The sequence below is a fragment of the Brevibacterium sp. UCMA 11754 genome (assembly GCF_021532275.1).
Lineage (GTDB): Bacteria > Actinomycetota > Actinomycetes > Actinomycetales > Brevibacteriaceae > Brevibacterium.
Window position 1 is genome coordinate 72771 of sequence record NZ_JACBOT010000008.1, and the last position, 21346, is coordinate 94116.

Sequence of the window (21346 nt, forward strand, 5' to 3'; positions counted from 1 at the left end):
AGTTCTGCAGAACTCAGGCCCTCCTTTGTGCGCGTACTCACTGTGGTGGAACCACCTCGGTGGGAGCGGCGACGAACGTCATCGACGAATCGGATCAGAAGTCGAAGAACTCAACCGAGAGCTTGTCCCCGTCGATCTTGACGCTGCCGGAGACCGACAGCGTGTTGCCGTTGGAGAAGTACGAGGAACCGGCCTTCTGGCCCTGCACAGTGAAGTCGAACTTGCCCGGCTTCTTGGTGAAGAACGAACCGGTGTTCGTGTCACCTGAACCGAAGCTCGCCTCAACCTCTGGCATGTCCTTCATGTCCCACTTCGCGGTGTTCTTCTTCGCCAGATCAGCCAGTTTCTTATCGGAGCCGCCGACAGGGATCTCAGTCGGATCGAACTTGATGAACTTGCACTTGGGCTTGATGTCCTTGTTGTCGAAGCACTTCTTGAGCTCCTTCTCGACCTGCTTCTGAACTTCCTTCTGGAAGGCACCGGTCGGTGCGAGATCAAGATTGAGCGTCGTCGGAGCGACCTCTTCGTTGTTCGGCTTATCACCCGGGGCGAAGGCCTGCGGGAAATTCACCGCTGCAGTGTCTTTGGCTTCACCGACCCATTTGCTCTTGGGGATCGAGAAATCGTAGCTGCCCGGGTATACGGCGAATGAGGTGGTGCCCGCCTTCGCCTTGTAGTCGTTGCCATTGACGCTGAGGCCATCGGACGCAGGGATGTCGAGTGCGATGACGTTGAGCGCAGGCCCGGCCAGCGACCATTTGTCGAAGAAGAGATCCTGTTTGCCGTCCTTCTTCGCCTTCAGCTCAACGTTGTATTTGGAACCGTCGAGATCGTAGGAGACGACGACCGTGCCCTTGTCGCCATCGACCTTCGAGGACTCGACCTTTGCATTCTCGACCTTCGCCGAGGACGCGTCGGTGAAATCCTTGGACAGGAGGTCCAGGTTCGTTCCCTCCGGACGAGGAGAGGGCGCGATCTTCTCAGCAGCCGCGAAGTCGCCTTTGCTCAGGGCCGATACGTAGTCCTCGGCAACCTTGTCGGGGCCGTAGTTGTTCTTATTGACCGTGTTGACGACGAGGAACCCGACGAGGACGAGAACGATGACGAGCGCCACAGAACCCAGAGCGATGAAGAGAGGCATCCTGCTTTTCTTCTTCTCAGGGGTGGCGTCGGCACGCGCAGCGGTGGCTGCAGAGCCGGCGAATCCAGGAGCTGGCGCCGGCTGGGGGATCGCCTGGGACTGGCCGGGGCCCGAACCCGTCCGCTGTCCGTTGGGGCCCGAACCGGTCTGGTACTGGCCTGGCTGAGCCGACTGACCTGGCTGGCCGGACTGATGGGGCGAATTCTGTGCCGAGCCCGACTGGTACGGACCGCCTGGGTAGGGTGCGCCGCCCTGGTACTGGCCACCCTGGTACTGGCCGGGCTGCTGGCCGCCGGGCTGCTGGCCGTTGTAGTTCGGAGCCTGATTCGAGCTGGCCTGCTGGACCTCGGGGCGCGGCGGCTGGGGCTGCTCGGGCCCAGGGGGCTGTGTGCTGTTGGGCTGACCGTTTGCAGCGAGTGGAGGAGCCTGGTCGTCGCGGTAGGACGGAGCCTGTTCGGGACCGCGGGCAGGCGCCTGCGATCCGGAGCTGCCTGTGTCCACCGAATCACCAGTGCTGTTGTCCGCCGACGTCTCCGAACCCGATCCCGTTCTGTTGTTCTCGGGTGGGTTCTTGGGAGGTGGCGGGAAATTCGGTTCGTCGTTCCCGTTGCTCATCGTTGGCCGCATCCTTCTTGTCTACAAGCGTGTCCTGGCGCAATTGTACTTCCCACTGCAGAGAATCGCGCGGTCAATACCAGGAAGAGGGCGCCGAGTCAGCGAAAATGATAGAGATGCACACTTCTCCTCACCCTCGGACCCATCGCCATCCAGTTCTGTTGGGACTGCTGGAGGCACTGCGAATCGACCTCATCGTCGTTCCCGCGGCCTTCGTCATCGCCACCGTCTTCTGGATCATCGGACTCGGCTCACAGTTGCCGTATTCGATCATCCCGGAGTGGGCGTTCGCCCTGTGGGGCGTCGTCCACGGGCTGAGCGTGTCGACGATGGGCTTCGACTTCTCTCTGGCGCCGAGCCTGGTCACGTTGGGTGTGTGGTTCTTCTTCGCTGCAGGTGCCAAGCGGTTGGTCGCGCGCTTCACAGAAGCGGACCCCGCTGACGCCGATGGCCCGGACACATCCTGGTGGAAGCAGGTTCTCATCGCGTTGGCGACCTACGTCGTCGCCTATGCCGTGCCTCTGAGCGTATTGGCTCTTGTTGTGGGGGAGGGGGCGTTGTCACCATGGGGCTTCTTCCGACTTGCCCTCATGCTGCTGTCCGCCTCGGCGGCCGGCTTCCTGTGGGTCCGCGGTGTCGACGACATCCCACGGTTGCAGGATCTCGACAGCGAAGTGTGGGACGCCGGGGCCCGTCTGGTCAAGAGACTGCTCTGGGGAGCCGCCTTCCTCTCGGTCCTCGTCATCGCCGTCGGCATCGTGCTGAGGTGGGACGAATTGGCCCAATCGCTGCAGGGTTACAGCTCCCCGCTGTCTGCCGGTGTGGGTCTGCTGGTCGTTCAGATTCTCTTCGCTCCGGGAATCCTCTTCGCCTCATTGTCCTGGATCGCAGGCACAGGCGTGAGTGTGGGAGACGGAGCCCCGAGTTCGGTGTTCCATGCTGCGGCAGGACCAGTTCCGCACGTTCCGGTGCTCCAGCTGCTCGTCGGCGACTACCCAGAGTGGACGAACGCGGCGCCGGTGCTGCTCGTACTGCTCGGAATCCTCAGCGTCATCCTCGGGCGAGATCATGCCCGCCTGGTGATGCTGGCTTCATGGCCCGGGCTGGCCGCTGCGGCAGTCAAGCTCTTCGTCGTGCTCCAGGTCCTTGCGATCTTCGCTCAAGGTGCCATGGGGCCCGTGGGTCTTTCGACGTTCGGGCCCTCGCCGCTGACATCTGCGGTGGTCATCACCGCATGGGTGGCGCTGGGGATGGCCGGGGGGCTGCTCCTGACCAGGCTCTCGGATATGCAGGCCGGGGCCAGGGCTGCCGATGAGGAAGACGGTATCGACGACGAGCCCTTCGGCCACATCGCCGATGAACGAAGCGCTGACTATTCAGACGAAGACTGAGCCGGATGACCGAGGATTCGGTCAGCGGAGGTCTCAGTTTGTTCCGGGCAGTTCCTGTCCGGTCAGCTGCTTGAACCAATCGCCGAGGCCGGTCTGATATTCCGTCGTGCAGGAGAGCTGGGCCTGCTGCGTGATGGCATCGCGCACGCACTCCTCATACTTCGACTGGACTGGCCAGAGGACAGCAGACGACAGCGTCGAGAAGATGAGGTAGAGGCTGAGCAGACCGCCCAGAATGCCCAGGGACATGTTGCGCTTCTGCTTCGTCCTGACCACGGCGATGATGTAGCGGATTGACCACACGATGGCGGCAATGGCGAATGCGATCGCCGCGACCTTGAACGGAAGCGGATACGTGAACGTCAGGACCGAGGCGAGGATCAGCAGGATCAGGACCAGGCCGTGTCGAGCGGGCGCGGCCTGCTTCTCCTCTTCGGGAGTGGGGGCGCTTTTCTCTTCAGTATTGTTTGGTGACGTCACAGCAATAGTTTGTCACAGTCCACTGACAAAAGCCTTGACGGAGGTCAGCGTCCGCATTCTTCCGGCCCGCGACCGACAGCAGATGATTCAAACGTTAGAATGGGTCCGTGCGCATCGTTCTTCTGGCATCCGGCTCGGGTACCCTCACGCAGGCAGTCATCGACGCATTCGCCGAATCGGAGCGTGGAGTCGAGATCGTCGGGGTCGGTTCCGACTCACATGCGGCGGGTGTGCTCGACCGGGCGAAAGCTCACTCGATCCCCACCTTTGTCGTGCGACCCAAGGACTGCGCGAGTCGTGAGGACTGGAACATCCAACTGCGCGACGCCGTCGCAGACCTGTCGCCCGATTGGGTGATCTCCGCAGGATTCATGCGGATCCTCGGCCCGGATTTCATTGCGGCCTTTCACAACAGGATCATCAACACACATCCGGCCCTGCTGCCGGCGTTCCCCGGCGCCCACGGAGTCCGTGATGCGCTGGCCCACGGTGTGCGCATCACCGGAGGCACCATCCACCTCGTCGACTCCGGGGTCGATACGGGCCCGATCATCACCCAGTTCGCGGTTCCCGTCGGCGACGAGGACACAGAAGACACGGTGCACGAACGCATCAAAACCCAGGAGAGAACCGAACTCGTCCGCCTCCTGACCCACCTCGCCCATAACGACCTCGTCATCGATGGACGGCATGTCAGCGGATATGCCACCTCGGCGTCCCCAGCCTGACCCACACACCAACCGCACGAAACGGCAATCGAGCCTTCAAGGAGGACTTGTGACAGGAACCCGCGCGATCAAGAGAGCGCTCGTCAGCGTCTACGACAAATCGGGATTGGAGGACCTGGCCCGCGGACTGCAAGCCGCCGGTGTGCAGATCGTGTCCACCGGTTCGACAGCAGCGAAGATCGCCGAGGCGGGCGCTGCGGTCACGAAGGTCGAAGAGCTGACAGGATTCCCCGAATGCCTGGAAGGCCGGGTGAAGACACTGCACCCGCGAGTCCACGCCGGCATCCTCGCCGATTCGCGCAAGCCGGATCACATGAGCCAGCTTGACGAGCTCGAGATCGAGCCCTTTGACCTCGTCATCGTCAACCTCTACCCCTTCGCTGAAACCGTGGCCAGCGGAGCCGGCTTCGACGACTGTGTGGAGCAGATCGACATCGGTGGACCTTCCATGGTGCGGGCGGCGGCGAAGAATCACCCGAGCGTCTCCGTCATCACTGATCCCAGCGATTACGCTGCTGTCATCGAAGCGGCACAGGGACAGGGCTTCGATCTCGACGCCAGGCGAGGCTTCGCCGCCCGCGCATTCGCCCACACCGCTGCCTATGACACGGCCGTTGCTTCCTGGTTCGCCTCCGAACTCACTTCCGGTGTACAGGAGGCAGAGGCCGAGGATGCAGCCTCGGCCGCGGGCAAGCCCGCCTTCGCCGGTGTGACTGGGGAGAAGCTGAGAGACCTGCGCTACGGCGAGAACCCTCATCAGGCAGCGGCAGTGTATGCCGATGGCACCCGTGGAATCGCCGGTGCGAAGCTGCTGGGCGGCAAGGCGATGTCCTACAACAACTACACGGACACCGATGCTGCGATCCGCGCGGCCTTCGACTTCGACCGTCCGGCAGTGGCGATCATCAAACACGCCAACCCCTGCGGAATCGCCGTGGCTGACACTGCGGCCGCCGCACACAAAGCCGCCCACGAATGCGACTCGCTGTCCGCCTACGGCGGTGTCATCGCGACCAACCGCGAGGTCGACGCCGAGCTGGCTGCATCGATCAAGCCGATCTTCACCGAGTGCCTGGCCGCACCTTCCTTCTCTGCCGAAGCACTGGAGCTGCTGTCGAGCAAGAAGAACCTGCGCCTAATCGAACTCGGCGACGTCGACTTCGCACCCGCGGAGATCAAACCGATCACCGGCGGGTTCCTCGTCCAAGACCGGGATGCGTTCCAGGCCGACGGTGATGCCTCGGAGAACTGGACCCTGGCCGCAGGCGCAGCCGCGACCGCAGCGGTTCTGGCCGATCTGGAATTCGCCTGGAAGGCCTGCCGTGCAGTGAAGTCCAACGCCATTCTCGTGGCCAAGGACGGCGCGTCCGTGGGCGTGGGAATGGGCCAGGTCAACCGAGTCGACTCGGCGAAGCTGGCTGTCGAACGTGCAGGGGAGGAGAGGGCCACCGGCGCCGTGGCTGCCTCGGATGCCTTCTTCCCCTTCGCCGACGGACTGCAGATCCTCATCGATGCTGGTATCAGTGCGATTGTGCAGCCGGGTGGCTCGATCCGTGATGATGAGGTCGTCGAAGCGGCCGAGAGGGCGGGGATCACCATGTACCTGACCGGGAGTCGCCATTTCTTCCACTGAGAAGACGAGGGCCCACCCACCACGCCATGCCAGGCGTGGGCGAGGCCCGATCGCCAAGCGCTGGATCTATTGGAAGCGGCGCTACTCGAACCCCGTACTCCGCGACTGGGCTCTCCTGGGCTGTCTGCTGGGCATCTTGATTGCGGCCGCATGCACCATCATCGACTTTCGTCTCGGCGCGATCGTCATGGCCGTCGTGCCGGCTGGGCTGGCGACGATGCGTGCGATGCCCCCGCCCTGGGACGAGGTCTGGACCAACCGATCGAAGAGCGTCGACATTGGAACGGGCCTGTTCTTCGCCCTGGTTCTCGTGGCGTTGGCGTTCGTTGTTCCGGAGTCACGCTGAAGCTGCCGACAGTCGAAATATGGTTACTTTGTGCATTCCCTGAGAAACCCGAAGGTTCGGTTACACCGGAGCAGAATAAGTGGCAGGGTGAGTGGTGTAAGAAGGTTCGAAAGGACCTTTTCCATTGAAGGGAGACAGTATGGGACTCGACGATCTTACAAACAAAGCCAAGGACGCCGTGAATAGCGAAAAGGGTGAAGAGTTCAGCGATCAGGGTCTTGATAAGGCTACTGACTTCGCCAATGACAAGACCGGCGGCAAGTTCGAAGACCAGATCAACAAGGGTCGCGACGGAGTCGACGGAAAACTTGGCAACGACTGACTTTTAAATCCATCGCCGCGTCCGGCATGGAGAAGCGCCGAGGTGAATGTATTTTCACCTCGGCGCTTCATTTATGTCTGCGGGCCTGCGAGCCGAAGGTCGGCAGACGGTCGGAAGAGCGGGAGCGGGAGGCTCCCCGTCGTGGTCATCTCAGCCGAGCTTTTCGATGGGGGCGTAGCGCAGCAGGAGACGCTTCGTTCCCAGGGAGCCGAAGTCGACGACCGCTACTGTCTTGTCTCCGACGCCGTTGACCTCTGTCACGGTTCCGAGGCCGAAGGACTCGTGTGAGACCTTCTCGCCCACCGACACGGTGATGACCTCTCGGTTGGGTCGGATCCGATTCGGAAAACCGGCCACAGGAGACGAGGAGTTCGCGGACCCTGAGCGTGAGCGAGACGAATCGCCCGATCCCCGAGAGGAACCGAATCCGCCGCCGCGCGAGCCGCTGTAGCCATGGCCGCCCCCGCCGTAGCCGCCGGAAGAGAAGCCGCCGCCGACACTGGATGAGAAGGTACCGGTGTTCTCCCATTCGATGAGGTTCTCGGGAATCTCGGCGAGAAACCGGCTCGGCGGGTTGTACTGCGGCTGACCCCACATGCTGCGCGTCTCCGCGCGAGTGACGATCAGACGTTGCCGGGCTCGGGTCAGACCCACATAGGCAAGACGACGTTCCTCTGAGAGCTCATTGGGATTCTCGAAGGAACGGGCATGCGGGAAGCCACCGTCCTCGAGGCCGGTGAGGAAGACGACCGGGAACTCCAGACCCTTCGCTGTGTGCAGGGTCATGAGCGTAACCTGTCCCAGTTCGGCGTCGGGGATCTGATCCGTGTCGGAGGCCAGTGCCACCTGCTCGAGGAAGGCCTCGATCGACGAATTGCCGGCCGCAGCACTCGCTGGACTCTGCACATCCGCATCGTCCTCGGTGCTCCCACCGTCAGCTTGGGCTTCGCCCTCTGTGTCGGCTTCATCAGCGTCATCACCCGTTTCAGCGAGGGCCTGTGTGGCGACGAAGTCTTCGGCCACGGCCACGAGCTCGGCGAGGTTGTCGACACGCGACTCGTCCTGCGGGTCCGTGCTCTTCTGCAGTGACTCGAGGTAACCGCTCTGCTCGAGGATCGCCTCGATGACGCGCGACAGCGGGGCCGCCTCGGCGGTGGCTGCCAGATCACGCATGAGGTCGTAGAACTTCGACACGGAGGTCTTCGCCCGGGCAGACAGATGGACGATCTCATCAAGACGCCCCAGCGCCGTGTAGAAGCTGATGCCCTCACGATCGGCGAAGTCCGCGACGATGCCCTCGGTCCGGTCGCCGATGGAACGTTTGGGGACATTGAGGATGCGGCGCAGGTTCACATCATCATCTGGATTGGCGACCACGCGCAGATACGCGAGGGCGTCCTTGATCTCCTTGCGCTCGTAGAATCGGGTGCCGCCGACGACCTTGTACGGGATGCCCGAGCGGACCAGGGCATCCTCAATAGCGCGGGACTGAGCATTGGTGCGGTAGAAGACGGCGAAGTCACCATAGGTGTACTTGTCGTTGTCGATGAGCTCATCGACCCGGTCGACGATGAAGCGGGCCTCCGACTGCTCGTTCTCCGCGACCCAGCCGACGATGGATTCGCCCGTGCCTTCCGAGGTCCACAGCTTCTTGTCCTTGCGGTCCTGATTGTTCGAAATCACAGCGTTCGCAGCATCGAGGATGTTCTGCGTGGAGCGATAGTTCTGCTCCAGCAGAATCGTCTCCGCATCGGGGAAGTCCTTCTCGAACTCCACGATGTTGCGCACGGTCGCCCCACGAAAGGCGTAGATCGACTGGTCTGCGTCACCGACGACGGTCAGTTCGGCGCCGGTGGCACCACCGGCGCCGTCGCCGGCCAGAGACTTGATGAGAGCGTATTGGGCCGGGTTCGTGTCCTGGTACTCGTCGACGAGGATGTGCCGGAACCGTCTGCGGTAGAAATCTGCCACTTCGGGGAAGGCACCGAAGAGATGAACGGTCTCGGCGATGAGGTCATCGAAGTCGAAGGCATTGGCCAGACGCAGGCGAGAGGTGTAGCGCCTGAACACATCGGCGAGGACTTCATCAGCGGGGTTGTTCGGCCGGGGAGTGAAGTCATCCGGCGTCTGCAGGTCGTTCTTGAGATTGGAGATCCTATGCAGCATCGACCGAGGCGTGTACTTCTTCGTGTCGATTCCGAGTTCCTTGAGGATCTGGGACACGAGCCGCTGAGCATCCTGGGCATCGTAGATCGTGAAGTTGGTCTTCATGCCGAGCACCTTGGCCTCACGGCGGAGGATGCGCACACATGAGGAGTGGAAGGTCGAGACCCACATCGCTCGCGAAGCCGGTCCGACGATGGAGCGCACTCGCTCAGCCATCTCCTTGGCCGCCTTGTTGGTGAATGTGATCGCCAGGACCTCACCGGGGTGTGCCCGACCGGTGGCCAGAGCAAAGGCGATGCGCCTGGTCAGCACGGTAGTCTTGCCCGAACCGGCGCCCGCCACGATGAGGAGCGGTGACCCCGTATGGGCAACGGCCTCGCGCTGTCGCGGGTTGAGTCCGGTGAGGAGTTCGGCCGCACGTGAGTCGGCTCCCGGAGTGGCTTCTTCGATGTTTTCAGCTGCAGCAGTCATGTCCGGAACAACGATACCGTCAGCGACTGACGCAGAGAAAAGGGCAGTGAGATAGGCAGAGAAAAAGCTCCGCCGGCGGCCCGGGCCAACTGCACGGGTCGCCGGCGGAGCCGGATTCGTCTGGGACGAGAACCTCAGGGGACGAAGACGGCCACCAGCACGTTGATGATCGCGCCGGCGAAGACCAGGTGAGCCATCGTCGCCGAGGGATTCTTCACCGCTGTCGCCACGGCGGTGTCGGCGTCGCCTCCCGTCGGGGCGGCCCCCGCAGCCGGGGCGGAGGCGATGGCCTTCTGCTTCTTATTGCCGATGAATGCGAAGACGGTGACGAGAATCGCAATGAGGAGCTTGATGCCGAGCTTCATGTGGTTGACTTCGTCGTCGCCCATCTCTGCCAGACCCATCAGCAGAAGCCCGGTGATCAGCTGGAGGTAGGCGCCGTGCAGCATGCCGGGTGCAACTTTGGGAGAGCGGATGAGGGTGAAATAGCCGCCCACAATGATCGCCATTCCGATCAGATGCAGGGCCACTAGAATCTCGCGAAGAATTTCCATACGGTTGATCGTAGTGGCATGATGGTGTCTCGTGAGCGCGGGCCCTCAACTGGTGCACGCTGTTCCGCCCTGGTGTAATGGCAGCACGCCGGCCTTTGGAGCCGTGTGGTATAGGTTCGAATCCTATGGGCGGAGCTGGCCCAATCCGACTTGCGAAGGATTCAACACATGTCGCAGACCAGACCCATCGCCGTCATCGTTCTGGCCGCTGGCCAGGGCACCCGTATGAAGTCGACCCTGCCGAAGGTGCTGCACCCGATCGGCGGTCGTTCCCTGCTCCACCACTCGATCGCGGCAGCGGCAGGAGCCACTCCCGAACACTTAGTCGTCGTCGTCAGGCACGAACGCGACCAGCTCGTCTCCCATCTGGACTCACTGCCGATCAGTTCGACGCAGACTGTGCTCATCGCCGATCAGGATGAGGTTCCCGGCACCGGCCGCGCCACTGAATGTGCGCTGACCCAGTTGCCCGACGATCTCTCCGGCACCGTGGTCGTGACCTATGGCGACGTGCCCCTGCTGACTGCTGACACGATCAACAGCCTCGTCGAGGTCCACGAGTCCTCGCGCAATGCCGTCACGGTCCTGTCCGCCGAGGTGGACGATCCCACCGGCTACGGACGCATCGTCCGCGACGCCTCCGGAGCCCTGCTGCGCATCGTCGAGCAGAAGGATGCCAGCGATGACCAGCGCAGCATCCGGGAGATCAACTCCGGCATCTACGCCTTCGACGCCTCGGCACTGAGGGACGGTCTCGCCTCACTGACCACGGATAATGCGCAGGGTGAGAAGTACCTCACCGACGTCATCGGATTCTCTCGCGAGGCAGGTCAGTCCGTCGCCGCCACCGCCACCCAGGATCTGTGGCAGGTCGAGGGCGCCAACGACCGCGTGCAGCTGGCCAATCTCGGCAAGGAGCTCAACCGCCGCGTCTGCGAGAAGTGGATGCGTGCCGGCGTGAGCATCATCGACCCCGACACCACGTGGATCGACATGGACGTGTCCCTGGCTGAGGACGTTACGATCCTTCCCGGAGTCCAGCTCCTGGGTGCCACCGACATCGGCACCGGTGCCGTCGTCGGCCCCGACTCAACTCTCAAGGACACCGAGGTGAGTGCCGGGGCACAGGTCGTGCGCACCCATTCGGAGCTGGCCGTCGTGGGAGTCGGCGCCAAGGTCGGACCGTTCGCGTACCTGCGACCTGGGACCAGCCTCGGCGAGGATGGAAAGATCGGCACCTTCGTGGAGACGAAGAACGCTGACATCGGACGGGGCGCGAAGGTGCCGCACCTGTCCTACGTCGGCGACGCCGAGATCGGTGAGGGCTCCAACATCGGTGCGGCATCGGTCTTCGTCAACTACGACGGTGTCAACAAGCACCGCACCGTCGTCGGAAAGCACGCACGCATGGGCTCGGACAACATGTATGTCGCCCCTGTCACGGTAGGCGACGGCGCCTACTCCGGCGCGAGCACAACGGTGCGCAAAGATGTCCCTGCGGGAGCGCTCGCCATAACCGTGGCGCCACAGCGTAACCTGGAGGGCTGGGTCGTCAGCAACCGCCCCGGCACACCTGCAGCGCAGGCAGCCGAGGCCGCATCTGAAGGGGAACCGGCAAGTGAATGAAATTACGACGGCGAGCGAAAAGAAGCTCGTCCTGGTCAGCGGGCGCGCGAACAATGAGCTCGCTGAGCAAGTCGCTGAGAACCTGGGGACGGAACTTCTCCCCACTGACATTTACAACTTTGCCAATGGAGAGATCTACGTCCGGTTCTCCGAATCGGTCCGCGGCTGTGACGTCTTCGTCCTCCAGTCGCACTGTGCACCGATCAACGAATGGCTGATGGAACAGCTCATCATGGTCGACGCACTCAAACGTGCCTCGGCCAAGCGGATCACGGTCATCGCACCGTTCTTCCCCTACGCGAGGCAGGACAAGAAGCACCGCGGACGTGAGCCCATCTCGGCTCGCCTCGTGGCCGATCTGTACAAGACGGCCGGTGCCGACCGCATCATCACCGTGGACCTGCACACCGCGCAGATCCAGGGCTACTTCGACGGACCGGTCGACCACCTCATCGCGATGCCGATCCTCGCCGGCTACGTCAAGGACAAGTACCCGACCGAGCTGGCAGTGGTCTCACCCGACGCCGGCCGCATCAAGGTCGCCGAGAATTGGTCGAACTCCCTGGGCGGAGTGCCGCTGGCATTCATCCACAAGACTCGGGACATCACACGACCGAATGAGACCAAGGCCAACCGCGTCGTCGGTGAGGTCGAAGGCCGAACCTGTGTCCTCGTCGATGACATGATCGATACGGGAGGCACGATCGTCCAAGCGGCCGACGCCTGCATGGCCGCCGGAGCCACCGGAGTCATCGTCGTCTCGACACACGCGGTCTTCTCCGGACCGGCCGTCGAACGTCTGTCGAACTCCGTGGCGCAGGAGGTCATCGTGACCAACACGCTGCCGCTGACCGAGGACAAGATGTTCGACAAACTCACCGTGCTCTCGATCGCGCCGCTGATCGCCCGCGCCGTGCACGAGGTCTTCGAGGACGGATCGGTCACCAGCCTCTTCGAGGTCTGAGCCACCTTCTGCGAGAGTTCCATCCGAACCGAACCCCGAGCCGATCTTCCGGCTCGGGGTTCGATCTGTTTCATCGGAAGCCCCGCCTGCCGGGGACTCGACCGACGCTCTACACTGGAGACAACCGAGTGAAGGGAACCGTGACGATGTCGTCCCATGATTACAACCGGTACCGGGTCAGCGTCTCCGGCGGTGAACTGTCCGTCGGCGTCTGGGAGCCTGTGGCCTATGGGCCAGGCCGTGTTCCCACCATCTGCGTCATCCACGGCATCACCTCGAACCATCTGTTCTTCGCCGGTCTGGTCGCAGCGCTTCCCGGGGTGCGCATCATCGGGCCCGACCTGCGCGGACGTGCTGACTCCCGTCTGCTGGGCGGACCGTTCGGGATGAGGGCCCATGCCGAAGACGTCCTCGTCGCCATCGACACCTTCGCCGAGCCTGGGCCGGTCACTCTGGTCGGACATTCGATGGGCGGTTTCGTCGCCATGACCTTGGCCGGCATGGGGGCAGGTGTCGATTCCGACGCCGAGGTGGCTGATCGTTTCCGTGGCCCCGTCCTCATCGACGGAGGGCTTCCCCTGCCGGTGCCTCAGGTCGGGGGAGACGAGGACACCGGGGCACTCGATGATCTCAACGACCGTGATCTCGACACCGACGACCTCATCGCCGCGGTGCTCGGGCCAGCGTCCGAACGGCTGTCGATGTCATTCGGGTCGGTCGAAGAGTACCTTGCATTCTTCGCCGCACATCCTGCCTTCGTCGACGGCCTCGACACCGTGGCCACGGAGAGCTTCGTCTACGATCTCGCGGCCAAGGACGATCACAGCTTCCAACCCTCGACGTCGATCGAGGCGATGCAGGCCGACTCGGCGGATATGTACACCGGCGGTGCCTTCCGGAACGCACTCGCCCAGATCATGAGCAGCCAGCGGCGGCAGGCCGAGGTGACGTTCCTCTTCGCCGAGCGTGACCTCATCGCATCCGAGCCCGGTCTCTACCCACCGGAACTCGTCGTCTCCTACCAGCAGCGGTGGGAGGATCTGACCGTCGTCGAGGTGCCCGGTACGAACCATTACGACATCCTGCTCACGGAGACAGGCATCGACGCCTGCACCGAGGCTGTGACCGCCCGACTTGGCGCCACCGACGACGGTGGCATAGAATCGTAGGGTTGCCTCGGCGAGGGAAACACAGGTTTCCGTTATCGACGCGGTCCTGACCCACAGCGCTGACCGGCCCTTCGGAGCCGAATTGAGACAGCGACAGTGCGGTTGAAGGCTGTTTCGCCGTGGTGCTTGCAAGATAAGTTCACCACGAAGGAGAGAAAATGGCTGACTTCAAACTCATCGCCGAACCCCGCAATGAATTCGGCAAGGGCGCTGCCCGCCGGACCCGCCGCGCAGGACGCATCCCTGCAGTCGTCTACGGTCACGGCGGAGATCCTGTGCACATCTCGATTGACGGCCACGCCACCATGATGGCCCTCAAGCACGCCAACGCCCTCTTCGAGATCGAAAGCACCGACGGTGCCAAGAATGTTCTCGCAATCGCTCGCGACGTGCAGACCGACCCGGTCACCCGTCAGATCGAGCACCTTGACTTCATCATCGTCAAGCGCGGCGAAAAGGTCGAGGTCGACGTTCCTGTCCACATCATCGGCGAATCCGCTCCAGGCACCATGGTGCAGCAGGAGGAGTCGACGATCCTCATCAAGGCAGACGCCACCAAGCTGCCTGAGTACATCGAGGTCACCATCGACGGGCGCGCCGCCGGCGAGCACGTTCTGGCCGGACAGATCGAGTTGGCTTCGGGCGTCGAGCTCGCTGCCGATCCCGAACTTCTCGTCGTCAACGTCTCGGAAGAGGCCGAGATGGACACCGAGTCGGATGCAGACGAGACCGACGAAGAGTCGACCGAGGAGTCGACCGAGGCAGCAGCTGAGGAGAAGTCCGAGGACGAGTGACCTTGACTTCTTCCGTCTGCGCCCAGCTTCTGGGCACAGCCTGAGGCGTGAATTCGGTGGGTCGTTGGAGAAACGGCCCACCGAATTCGTTCTGTGAGCGCATATGGTGCAAGAGTTCCTGGCTGATCGGGTGATCTCGATGAGCAGCGAGAGAGAATGAACGAAGGACGACGATGACGAACGAAGCTTGGCTGGTCTTCGGTTTGGGCAATCCCGGCCCCAAATACGAATCGACGAGACACAACATCGGGCAGATGGTCATTGCCGAACTCGCACATCGCATCGGCGTCAATCTGACACGTACCAAACTGCGCTCCAACGTCGGCACATCTCGGCTGCCCTCAGGTTCAGTCCCCGGAGTTCCTGGGCCGCGAGTGGTGCTCGCGACATCGACGGGGTATATGAACGAATCCGGTGGGCCGGTCAGGCAGCTCGCCGATTTCTACTCGATCGACACCGACCGGATCATCGCCGTCCACGACGATGTGGACATCGCCTTCGACACGATCAAGGCCAAAGTCGGTGGGGGAGAGGGCGGACACAACGGACTCCGGTCGATGACCTCGGCGCTGGGGACGAAGAACTATCCCCGCATCCGCGCCGGCGTCGGCCGACCCATGGGTCGACAGGACACCGCAGACTACGTTCTGGGGCCCTTCTCTAAGGACGAACGCGCCACGCTGCCGATCTTCATCTCGGATATCGCAGATGCCGTCGAGACGTACATCGTCGACGGCCTCGAGAAGGTTCAGCTCAAATACCACTCGAAATGAGAATGGCGGCGGTCACCACTGAGGAACAGGTCACCGCTCGGCGGCAGGTCGCTTCTCAGCCGCGGAGCCCGGACGCCTGCGGTGGATGAGCCAGGCGGCGAAGATGCCGCCGGCGAAGCCGAACAGATGGCCCTGCCATGAGATCCCGTTGTCCTGCGGCAGCAGTCCGAAGATCATGGATGCGCCGTAGGTGATGAAGACGAAGAACCCGATGGCGAAGTAGACGATCTTGCGGAGCACGTCCTCGGTGAACCAGGTGCGCACCGCCAGGTAGGCGAAGAAGCCGAACACGATGCCGGAGGCACCGACGACGTGCTGGCCCACAGGCAGCGTCGTCAGCCAGGCGCCGAGCCCGGAGACGACGGCAGTGATGACGGTGACGAGCCAGAAGCGGCGTGCCCCCTCGACGGCGATGCACAGGCCGAGGATGAGGAATGGGAACGTGTTGGCCATGAGGTGCCCGAATCCCGAGTGCAGGAGGGGTGACGTGACCACTCCGTAGAGGGACAGAGGGGTCCAGGAGGCCAGGCTGAACATGTCGAGATCGACTGGCAAGAGTGTGTCGACGATCTCAATGGCCCACATGATCGCCAGCAGCACGAGGACAGGGACGAAGCGCGAGAGCCGGTGATCGCGGCTGACGGTGGTCCGCAGACTGGCGACTTTGGGCTGGCCTGCGGGTGGGCGACCGCCTGACCTGGGCGAATCGGGGGCTGTTGAACCGTTGCCGAAGATGAACTGGGATTCTTCGGGGGTGAAGCGAGGGGACTGGTTGGAACTCATGTCTCAATTGTCGGTGATGAAGCTTGGAGAACCCCGAAGAACCGGGGCCTGCGGGCAATCGTGTCCGATCCGTTAGTCCCGTTACTGTCTTGAGATCTCCGGTGCCTCAGTCCACGGTTGTGCTGCCGATGCGCTCCTTGTCCTCGTTCACGGCCTCGACGACGATCCGGGAGCCGGCAGGGGTGATATCGGCTGCGGTTTCAAACCCTGTGCGATCGACGACTGCGGTCTCCTCGAGCTGCTCCTCGCTGTCGCCGCTGAGGATGCGCCAGGCGGCGACGTCGCTGGCTCCGTTCCAGCTCATGTGCACTCGTGTGATGCCCTCACCGGGCTCAGATCTCGTCGCGGTGGGCGGTGCTGACGGAGTCGCCTGCCAGTCGAAGCGATAGGCCCGGTAGTTCGATCCGCCCGTGAAGGTGGCATCGTAGAGCAGCTTGCCATCGTTGGTGAACTCCGAGAAGTACGGTTCGGAGCCCCAGCCGATGAACACATTGCCGTTGTCGAGTTCCTGCAGGTTGCCCTGACTTCCCGACGAGCGGTCATCGGGGGCCGGGTACTCGGTGTCGACGCTGGCCTTCTGCGCTTCCTCATCGACGTCGAGGCGCAGACCTCTGGTATCGCCGAGGCGGGGCGCAGCGTGGTTGTCGAAGAGGGTGATCATGCCGTCGTCGCGGCGGACAGCGTCATGCTGCCAAGCGAAGGCAGCACCCTCGCCCATCTCGAAGTCGCTGGCAGACCCGCCCAGCACCCAATTCAGGTCGGCGCTCTTCCGATCCAGCTGATAGATCGCATGTGTGTTGCGGGCGGAGACGAGCAGCGAATCACCTTCGTCGTCGACGGACACCGAGTTCAGATGGATGTAGTCGAAGGGCTCCTCCTCGGTGCCCTCGTCGTCCTTGAGCTTCGACTGCGTCTGGTCGACGGGAACGTCGTCGAGTGATCGCCATTCGACAACGGGATCACCGGAGGCGATGTCGACCTCCTGGACCACTCCTTCCCAGGCCCAGCCGTCCTTCGGGCCGCCGACGGAGCTGAGATCCGTCTGGGTCTTGATATAGGAGAGGAGGAGCATCGTGCCGTCTTCGGTGATCGTCGTTTCGTGCAGATCGGCGGTCGTGTGGGCGAGGTCCCCGCCCATGCCGACACGGGCGATCTCGTTGTAGCTGTCGTCGAGCATGACGACCTCCCCGGCTGTTTCGGGCGTTTCTGCCAATCCCTCCCACCAGGTGAGGACGGGCTCGTTCCTGTACTCCTGAACCCGCAGGTCCCACATCTGGCCCGATCCCTGTCGGATCCAGACCGGCTCTCCGTCTGGGTCGAGGATGAGCCCGCCGACCCAGGACTCCCCGTCATCGGCGGTCTGACCCTTGGGGGCGAGGAATGTCTCGAGGTCATTGTCGTCCTCGGGCTGCTGTGAGCTGACGTCGATGTCGATCTTCGGCGGGTTCAAGTCGGGCCTGGTGTGGAAGTCCCAGCGTTCGGGTTGGGGGACTTCCTCTTCAGCGGTGCATCCTGCCAGGAACAGCGTTGCGGCCGCCACAGTCGCGAACAGAGTGCGGTGGGACATGTCCTCATCTTCACACGTTTCCACGAAGAGTGCTCTGAGTACGGTCGCCGCCGCTTCTCGTGTCAGGCCAGTGGCTTAGAATTGCATGGTGCTCAACGGACTCGATCTCACACGCCAGAACTCCACCATCACTGACCTCGTCGGCGCGTTCAACGACCCGGAGACAGCAGGTGGGACGATCGATGCGATCAGAGGTCTGTGGCCATCGATCCTGCGCCGAACGCTGGTGTCGGGCGACAACGATCCGTCCACCTCGGCGCCGCAGCTCATCGTCACGGCCACCACGCGTGAGGCTGAAGACCTGGCCCGGGCGCTGGCGGACTGGGTGCCCGAGGACTCGATCGCGATCTTCCCCAGCTGGGAGACCCTCCCACACGAAAAGCTCTCACCTCGGTCTGACACCGTCGGGCAGCGTCTGCAGATTCTGCACCGCCTGGCCCACCCGAGCCCGGATCGGCACCTGGCCTTCATCATCGCCCCCGTCCGCGCATTCCTGCAGCCGCTGGTCAAGGGGCTCGGCGACATCGAGCCGGTGGAGTTGGCCGTCGGCGATGAATACGAGATCGACCAGCTGTCCCACCGCCTGACCGAACTTGCGTACTCACGCGTGGACATGGTCTCCCGCCGAGGCGAATTCGCCGTCCGCGGTGGCATCGTCGATATCTTCCCTCCGACGGAGGATCATGCACTGCGCATCGAATTCTTCGGTGACGAGATCGATGAGATCCGCGAATTCTCCGTCAGCGACCAGAGATCCATTCCCGCCGAGGCGGAGGCGCAACCGCTGAAGCTCTCGGCTCCACCCTGCCGGGAGCTCCTGCTCACCGACTCAATCCGGGAGCGAGCGGCCACACTGTCGCAGACGCTGCCGGCAGCAACGGACATGCTCGACAAGATCGCCGGTGGAATCGCCGTCGAAGGCATGGAATCACTCTCGGCGGTGCTGGCAGACGGCATGGAGCCGATTATCGCGCTGCTGCCCGAATCCACGAAGATCATCATCACCGAACCCGAACGTGTCCACGCCAGGGCCGCCGACCTCGTCGTGACGACGAACGAATTCCTCGAAGCCGCATGGTCAGGAGCCGCGGCCGGCGGCGAATCCCCGATCGACCTGTCCGCCGCGACTTTCCGGACCATGGAAGAGATGGAAGAAGGCGCTCGCCTCATCGGCTTGGCCTGGTGGGAGCTCGGCGGATTCGCCACCGACGAAGAGCTCGTCTCACCCGCGGAGAATCTGTTCTCCGTTCCGGCGCGCGCACCTCGAGGATATGCAGGTGACGTCGAGGCGATCCTCGCCGATGTCAAGGGACTCATCCACGACAGGTGGCGCATCCTCGTGCTCACCGAAGGGCAGGGACCGGGCCAGCGGATGGTCGAGGTGTTCTCGGAGGCTGGGGTGCCTGCGACCTTCGTCGATGACCCGACGGACATCGCCGATGCTCTGGTGACCGTCACCACGGCCGCGCCCTTCGGCGGATTCGTCTTCGACGACCTCAAATTGGCCGTGCTCACCGAAGCCGATGTGCTCGGTCGCGCGGCAGCCACCTCGACGAGGGACATGCGGCGCCTGCCCACCCGGCGCAAACGCAACCAGGTGGACCCGCTCAACCTGGCGCCCGGGGACTTCGTCGTCCACGACCAGCACGGCGTCGGCAAGTTCATCGAGATGACCCAGCGCACCACCGGCAAGGGTGCGAACAAGCACACCCGCGAATACCTCATCGTCGAATACGCCCCGGCCAAACGCGGTCAGCCCGGCGACCGACTGTACGTGCCCAGCGATGCCCTCGACCAGGTCAGCCGCTACGTGGGTGGGGAGAGTCCGACCCTGAACAAAATGGGCGGCTCCGACTGGTCGACGACGAAGGCCAAGGCCAGGAAGGCGGTCAAGGAGATCGCCGGTGAACTCGTCCGCCTCTACTCGGCCCGACAAGCCACCGTCGGCCACACCTATGGACCGGACACACCATGGCAGCGCGAACTCGAAGACGCCTTCCACTACGTGGAGACCGCCGACCAGCTCACGACCATCGACGAGGTCAAGGGCGATATGGAGAAGGCAGTCCCAATGGACCGTCTGATCTGCGGCGACGTCGGCTACGGTAAGACCGAGATCGCAGTCCGAGCGGCATTCAAGGCGATTCAGGACGGCAAGCAGGTCGCTGTGCTGGTGCCCACGACTCTGCTCGTCCAGCAGCACTTCGAAACCTTCGCCGAACGCTACTCGGGCTTCCCAGTCACCGTCGGTGCGCTCTCTCGCTTTCAGACGAAGAAGGAATCGGACAAGGTCGTCGAAGATCTGGCCGCCGGCAAGCTCGACCTCGTCATCGGCACGCACCGCCTGCTCAGCGGCGAGGTGAGGTTCAAGAGCCTGGGTCTGGTCATCATCGACGAGGAGCAGCGCTTCGGCGTCGAGCACAAGGAGACGCTCAAGGCGATGCGCACGAACGTCGACGTGCTCGCGATGTCGGCTACGCCGATCCCGAGGACCCTGGAGATGGCCGTGACCGGCATCCGAGAGATGTCGACCTTGGCCACCCCTCCCGAGGAGCGCCATCCGGTGCTGACCTACGTGGGTAAGAAGGAGGACAAGCAGATCAAGGCCGCGATCCGTCGCGAACTCATGCGCGAGGGCCAGGTCTTCTACATCCACAACAGAGTCAAGGACATCGAATCCGTGGCCGGCCACATCGCCGAACTCGTTCCCGAGGCCAGGATCGCGATTGCCCACGGAAAGATGAACGAACAGCGCCTGGAGCAGGTCATCGTCGACTTCTGGGAGAAGAAGTTCGACGTGCTCGTGTGCACGACGATCGTCGAGACCGGCATCGACATCTCCAACGCCAACACGCTCATAATCGATCACGCTGATCGCTTCGGACTCTCCCAGCTGCACCAGCTGCGCGGTCGGGTCGGTCGAGGCAGGGAACGGGCCTACGCCTATTTCCTCTACCCGGCAGACACGACACTCACGGAGACTGCCCACGACCGTCTGACGACGTTGGCCGCCCATACAGAGCTCGGCGCCGGCATGCAGGTGGCCATGAAGGACCTCGAGATCCGCGGTGCCGGCAACCTCCTCGGCGGTCAGCAATCCGGACAGATCGAAGGGGTCGGATTCGACCTCTACGTGCGGCTTGTGGGGGAGGCCGTCGCGAACTTCCGCGGGGAGGACACCGAGCCCGAAGCAGATATGCGCATCGAACTGCCCGTCGACGCACACCTGCCGGCAGAATACGTCGACCACGAACGACTGCGGCTCGAGGCCTATCGGAAACTGGCTGCCGCGGCGAACGAGAGCGAACTGCAGGAGGTCCTCGACGAACTCGTCGACCGGTACGGACCCTACCCGGAGGCTGTGGGTGTGCTCGCCGATGTCGCCAGACTGCGGATCAGGGCCAAAGCCTCGGGCATCAACGACATCGTCGTCCAAGGCAACTTCGTCCGCTTCGGTCCGCTTGAGCTCGAGGATTCGCAGGTCGTGCGTCTCAAACGCCTGTACCCGAAGTCTCTGCTCAAGCCCGCAATCCGGTCGGTGCTCGTGCCCAAGCCGATGACCGGAAACGGCTTCGATGCGAAGGAGATGACGGATTCCGACATCCTGCGTTGGGCCCACCAGTTCCTCGACGCGATCGTCCCAGTCGTCGCCTCAGATGTCGTCGAAGCTGGCGTCTGAGGCCGGGGTTGAATGCGAAGAGGCGGTAATGACTCAACCGATCTGATCGACGCAGAATGAATCTGCACGTATTCTGAGAGTTCACATTCTTCCGCCATTCCTGGCGTAGAGTGCGAATACGAGTACAGACGTACCGTGAGACTT

17 protein-coding genes and 1 tRNA gene are annotated in these 21346 nt (G+C 63.0%); 12 read left to right on the forward strand and 6 right to left on the reverse strand.

Annotated elements, in window-relative coordinates:
• Window positions 1-94: 94 nt before the first annotated feature.
• Window positions 95-1756, reverse strand: coding sequence for a hypothetical protein (locus HX613_RS04315; RefSeq protein WP_235344219.1), 1662 nt, complete (start codon window positions 1754-1756; stop codon window positions 95-97).
• 116 nt (window positions 1757-1872) lie between these two features.
• Between HX613_RS04315 and HX613_RS04320 the strand changes: the two genes are divergently transcribed.
• Window positions 1873-3147: a cell division protein PerM gene (locus HX613_RS04320; protein WP_235344220.1), complete on the forward strand. Its 1275-nt coding sequence runs from the start codon at window positions 1873-1875 to the stop codon at window positions 3145-3147.
• 33 nt (window positions 3148-3180) lie between these two features.
• Here HX613_RS04320 and HX613_RS04325 read toward each other — a convergent pair whose 3' ends face one another.
• On the reverse strand, window positions 3181-3627 hold the full coding sequence (locus HX613_RS04325; RefSeq protein ID WP_235344221.1) for a hypothetical protein: 447 nt from the start codon (window positions 3625-3627) through the stop codon (window positions 3181-3183).
• Between the two features lie 107 nt (window positions 3628-3734).
• Here HX613_RS04325 and purN point away from each other — a divergent pair, with 107 nt between their 5' ends.
• The 4 genes from purN to HX613_RS04345 all read left to right on the forward strand — a co-directional run bounded on the left by purN (window position 3735) and on the right by HX613_RS04345 (window position 6656).
• Window positions 3735-4355, forward strand: coding sequence for a phosphoribosylglycinamide formyltransferase (gene purN, locus HX613_RS04330; RefSeq protein ID WP_235344222.1), 621 nt, complete (start codon window positions 3735-3737; stop codon window positions 4353-4355).
• 49 nt (window positions 4356-4404) lie between these two features.
• Window positions 4405-5988, forward strand: coding sequence for a bifunctional phosphoribosylaminoimidazolecarboxamide formyltransferase/IMP cyclohydrolase (purH, locus tag HX613_RS04335; protein WP_235344223.1), 1584 nt, complete (start codon window positions 4405-4407; stop codon window positions 5986-5988).
• Window positions 5989-6124: 136 nt separating this feature from the next.
• The gene (locus HX613_RS04340; RefSeq protein ID WP_235344224.1) at window positions 6125-6334 is read left to right on the forward strand and encodes a hypothetical protein; all 210 of its coding nucleotides are present in this window, start codon (window positions 6125-6127) and stop codon (window positions 6332-6334) included.
• Between the two features lie 139 nt (window positions 6335-6473).
• Window positions 6474-6656 carry an antitoxin gene (locus tag HX613_RS04345; protein WP_235344225.1) on the forward strand — a complete coding sequence of 61 codons (183 nt, stop codon included), beginning with the start codon at window positions 6474-6476 and terminating at the stop codon, window positions 6654-6656.
• A gap of 150 nt (window positions 6657-6806) precedes the next feature.
• Here HX613_RS04345 and pcrA read toward each other — a convergent pair whose 3' ends face one another.
• Entirely contained in the window at window positions 6807-9293 is a 2487-nt protein-coding gene (pcrA, locus tag HX613_RS04350) for a DNA helicase PcrA (protein ID WP_235344226.1), read from the reverse strand.
• Window positions 9294-9427: 134 nt separating this feature from the next.
• Entirely contained in the window at window positions 9428-9847 is a 420-nt protein-coding gene (locus HX613_RS04355) for a hypothetical protein (protein WP_235344227.1), read from the reverse strand.
• 63 nt (window positions 9848-9910) lie between these two features.
• Between HX613_RS04355 and HX613_RS04360 the strand changes: the two genes are divergently transcribed.
• The 6 genes from HX613_RS04360 to pth all read left to right on the forward strand — a co-directional run bounded on the left by HX613_RS04360 (window position 9911) and on the right by pth (window position 15173).
• A tRNA-Gln gene (locus tag HX613_RS04360) sits at window positions 9911-9982 on the forward strand.
• Between the two features lie 33 nt (window positions 9983-10015).
• Entirely contained in the window at window positions 10016-11473 is a 1458-nt protein-coding gene (glmU, locus tag HX613_RS04365) for a bifunctional UDP-N-acetylglucosamine diphosphorylase/glucosamine-1-phosphate N-acetyltransferase GlmU (RefSeq protein WP_235344228.1), read from the forward strand.
• The gene (locus HX613_RS04370; RefSeq protein WP_101569600.1) at window positions 11466-12437 is read left to right on the forward strand and encodes a ribose-phosphate diphosphokinase; all 972 of its coding nucleotides are present in this window, start codon (window positions 11466-11468) and stop codon (window positions 12435-12437) included. The genes glmU and HX613_RS04370 overlap by 8 nt, the downstream gene beginning before the upstream one ends.
• Window positions 12438-12565: 128 nt before the next feature.
• Window positions 12566-13606: an alpha/beta fold hydrolase gene (locus tag HX613_RS04375; protein ID WP_235344229.1), complete on the forward strand. Its 1041-nt coding sequence runs from the start codon at window positions 12566-12568 to the stop codon at window positions 13604-13606.
• 158 nt (window positions 13607-13764) lie between these two features.
• A complete protein-coding gene (locus HX613_RS04380) occupies window positions 13765-14400 on the forward strand; it encodes a 50S ribosomal protein L25/general stress protein Ctc (RefSeq protein WP_235344230.1) in 636 nt (211 codons plus the stop codon).
• 173 nt (window positions 14401-14573) lie between these two features.
• The gene (gene pth, locus HX613_RS04385; RefSeq protein WP_235344231.1) at window positions 14574-15173 is read left to right on the forward strand and encodes an aminoacyl-tRNA hydrolase; all 600 of its coding nucleotides are present in this window, start codon (window positions 14574-14576) and stop codon (window positions 15171-15173) included.
• Window positions 15174-15203: 30 nt separating this feature from the next.
• Here pth and HX613_RS04390 read toward each other — a convergent pair whose 3' ends face one another.
• Together HX613_RS04390 and HX613_RS04395 are read right to left on the reverse strand one after the other, a co-directional pair.
• A complete protein-coding gene (locus HX613_RS04390) occupies window positions 15204-15956 on the reverse strand; it encodes a rhomboid family intramembrane serine protease (RefSeq protein ID WP_235344232.1) in 753 nt (250 codons plus the stop codon).
• A 106-nt stretch (window positions 15957-16062) separates the two neighbouring features.
• Window positions 16063-17523, reverse strand: a complete 1461-nt coding sequence (locus HX613_RS04395; RefSeq protein ID WP_235344233.1) for an arylsulfotransferase family protein — start codon at window positions 17521-17523, stop codon at window positions 16063-16065.
• Between the two features lie 85 nt (window positions 17524-17608).
• On the opposite strand from HX613_RS04395, the gene mfd reads away from it, so the two are divergent.
• Window positions 17609-21202 (forward strand): transcription-repair coupling factor, encoded by a 3594-nt coding sequence (mfd, locus tag HX613_RS04400; RefSeq protein WP_235344234.1) that lies wholly within the window; start codon window positions 17609-17611, stop codon window positions 21200-21202.
• The last annotated feature ends 144 nt before the right edge of the window (window positions 21203-21346 follow it).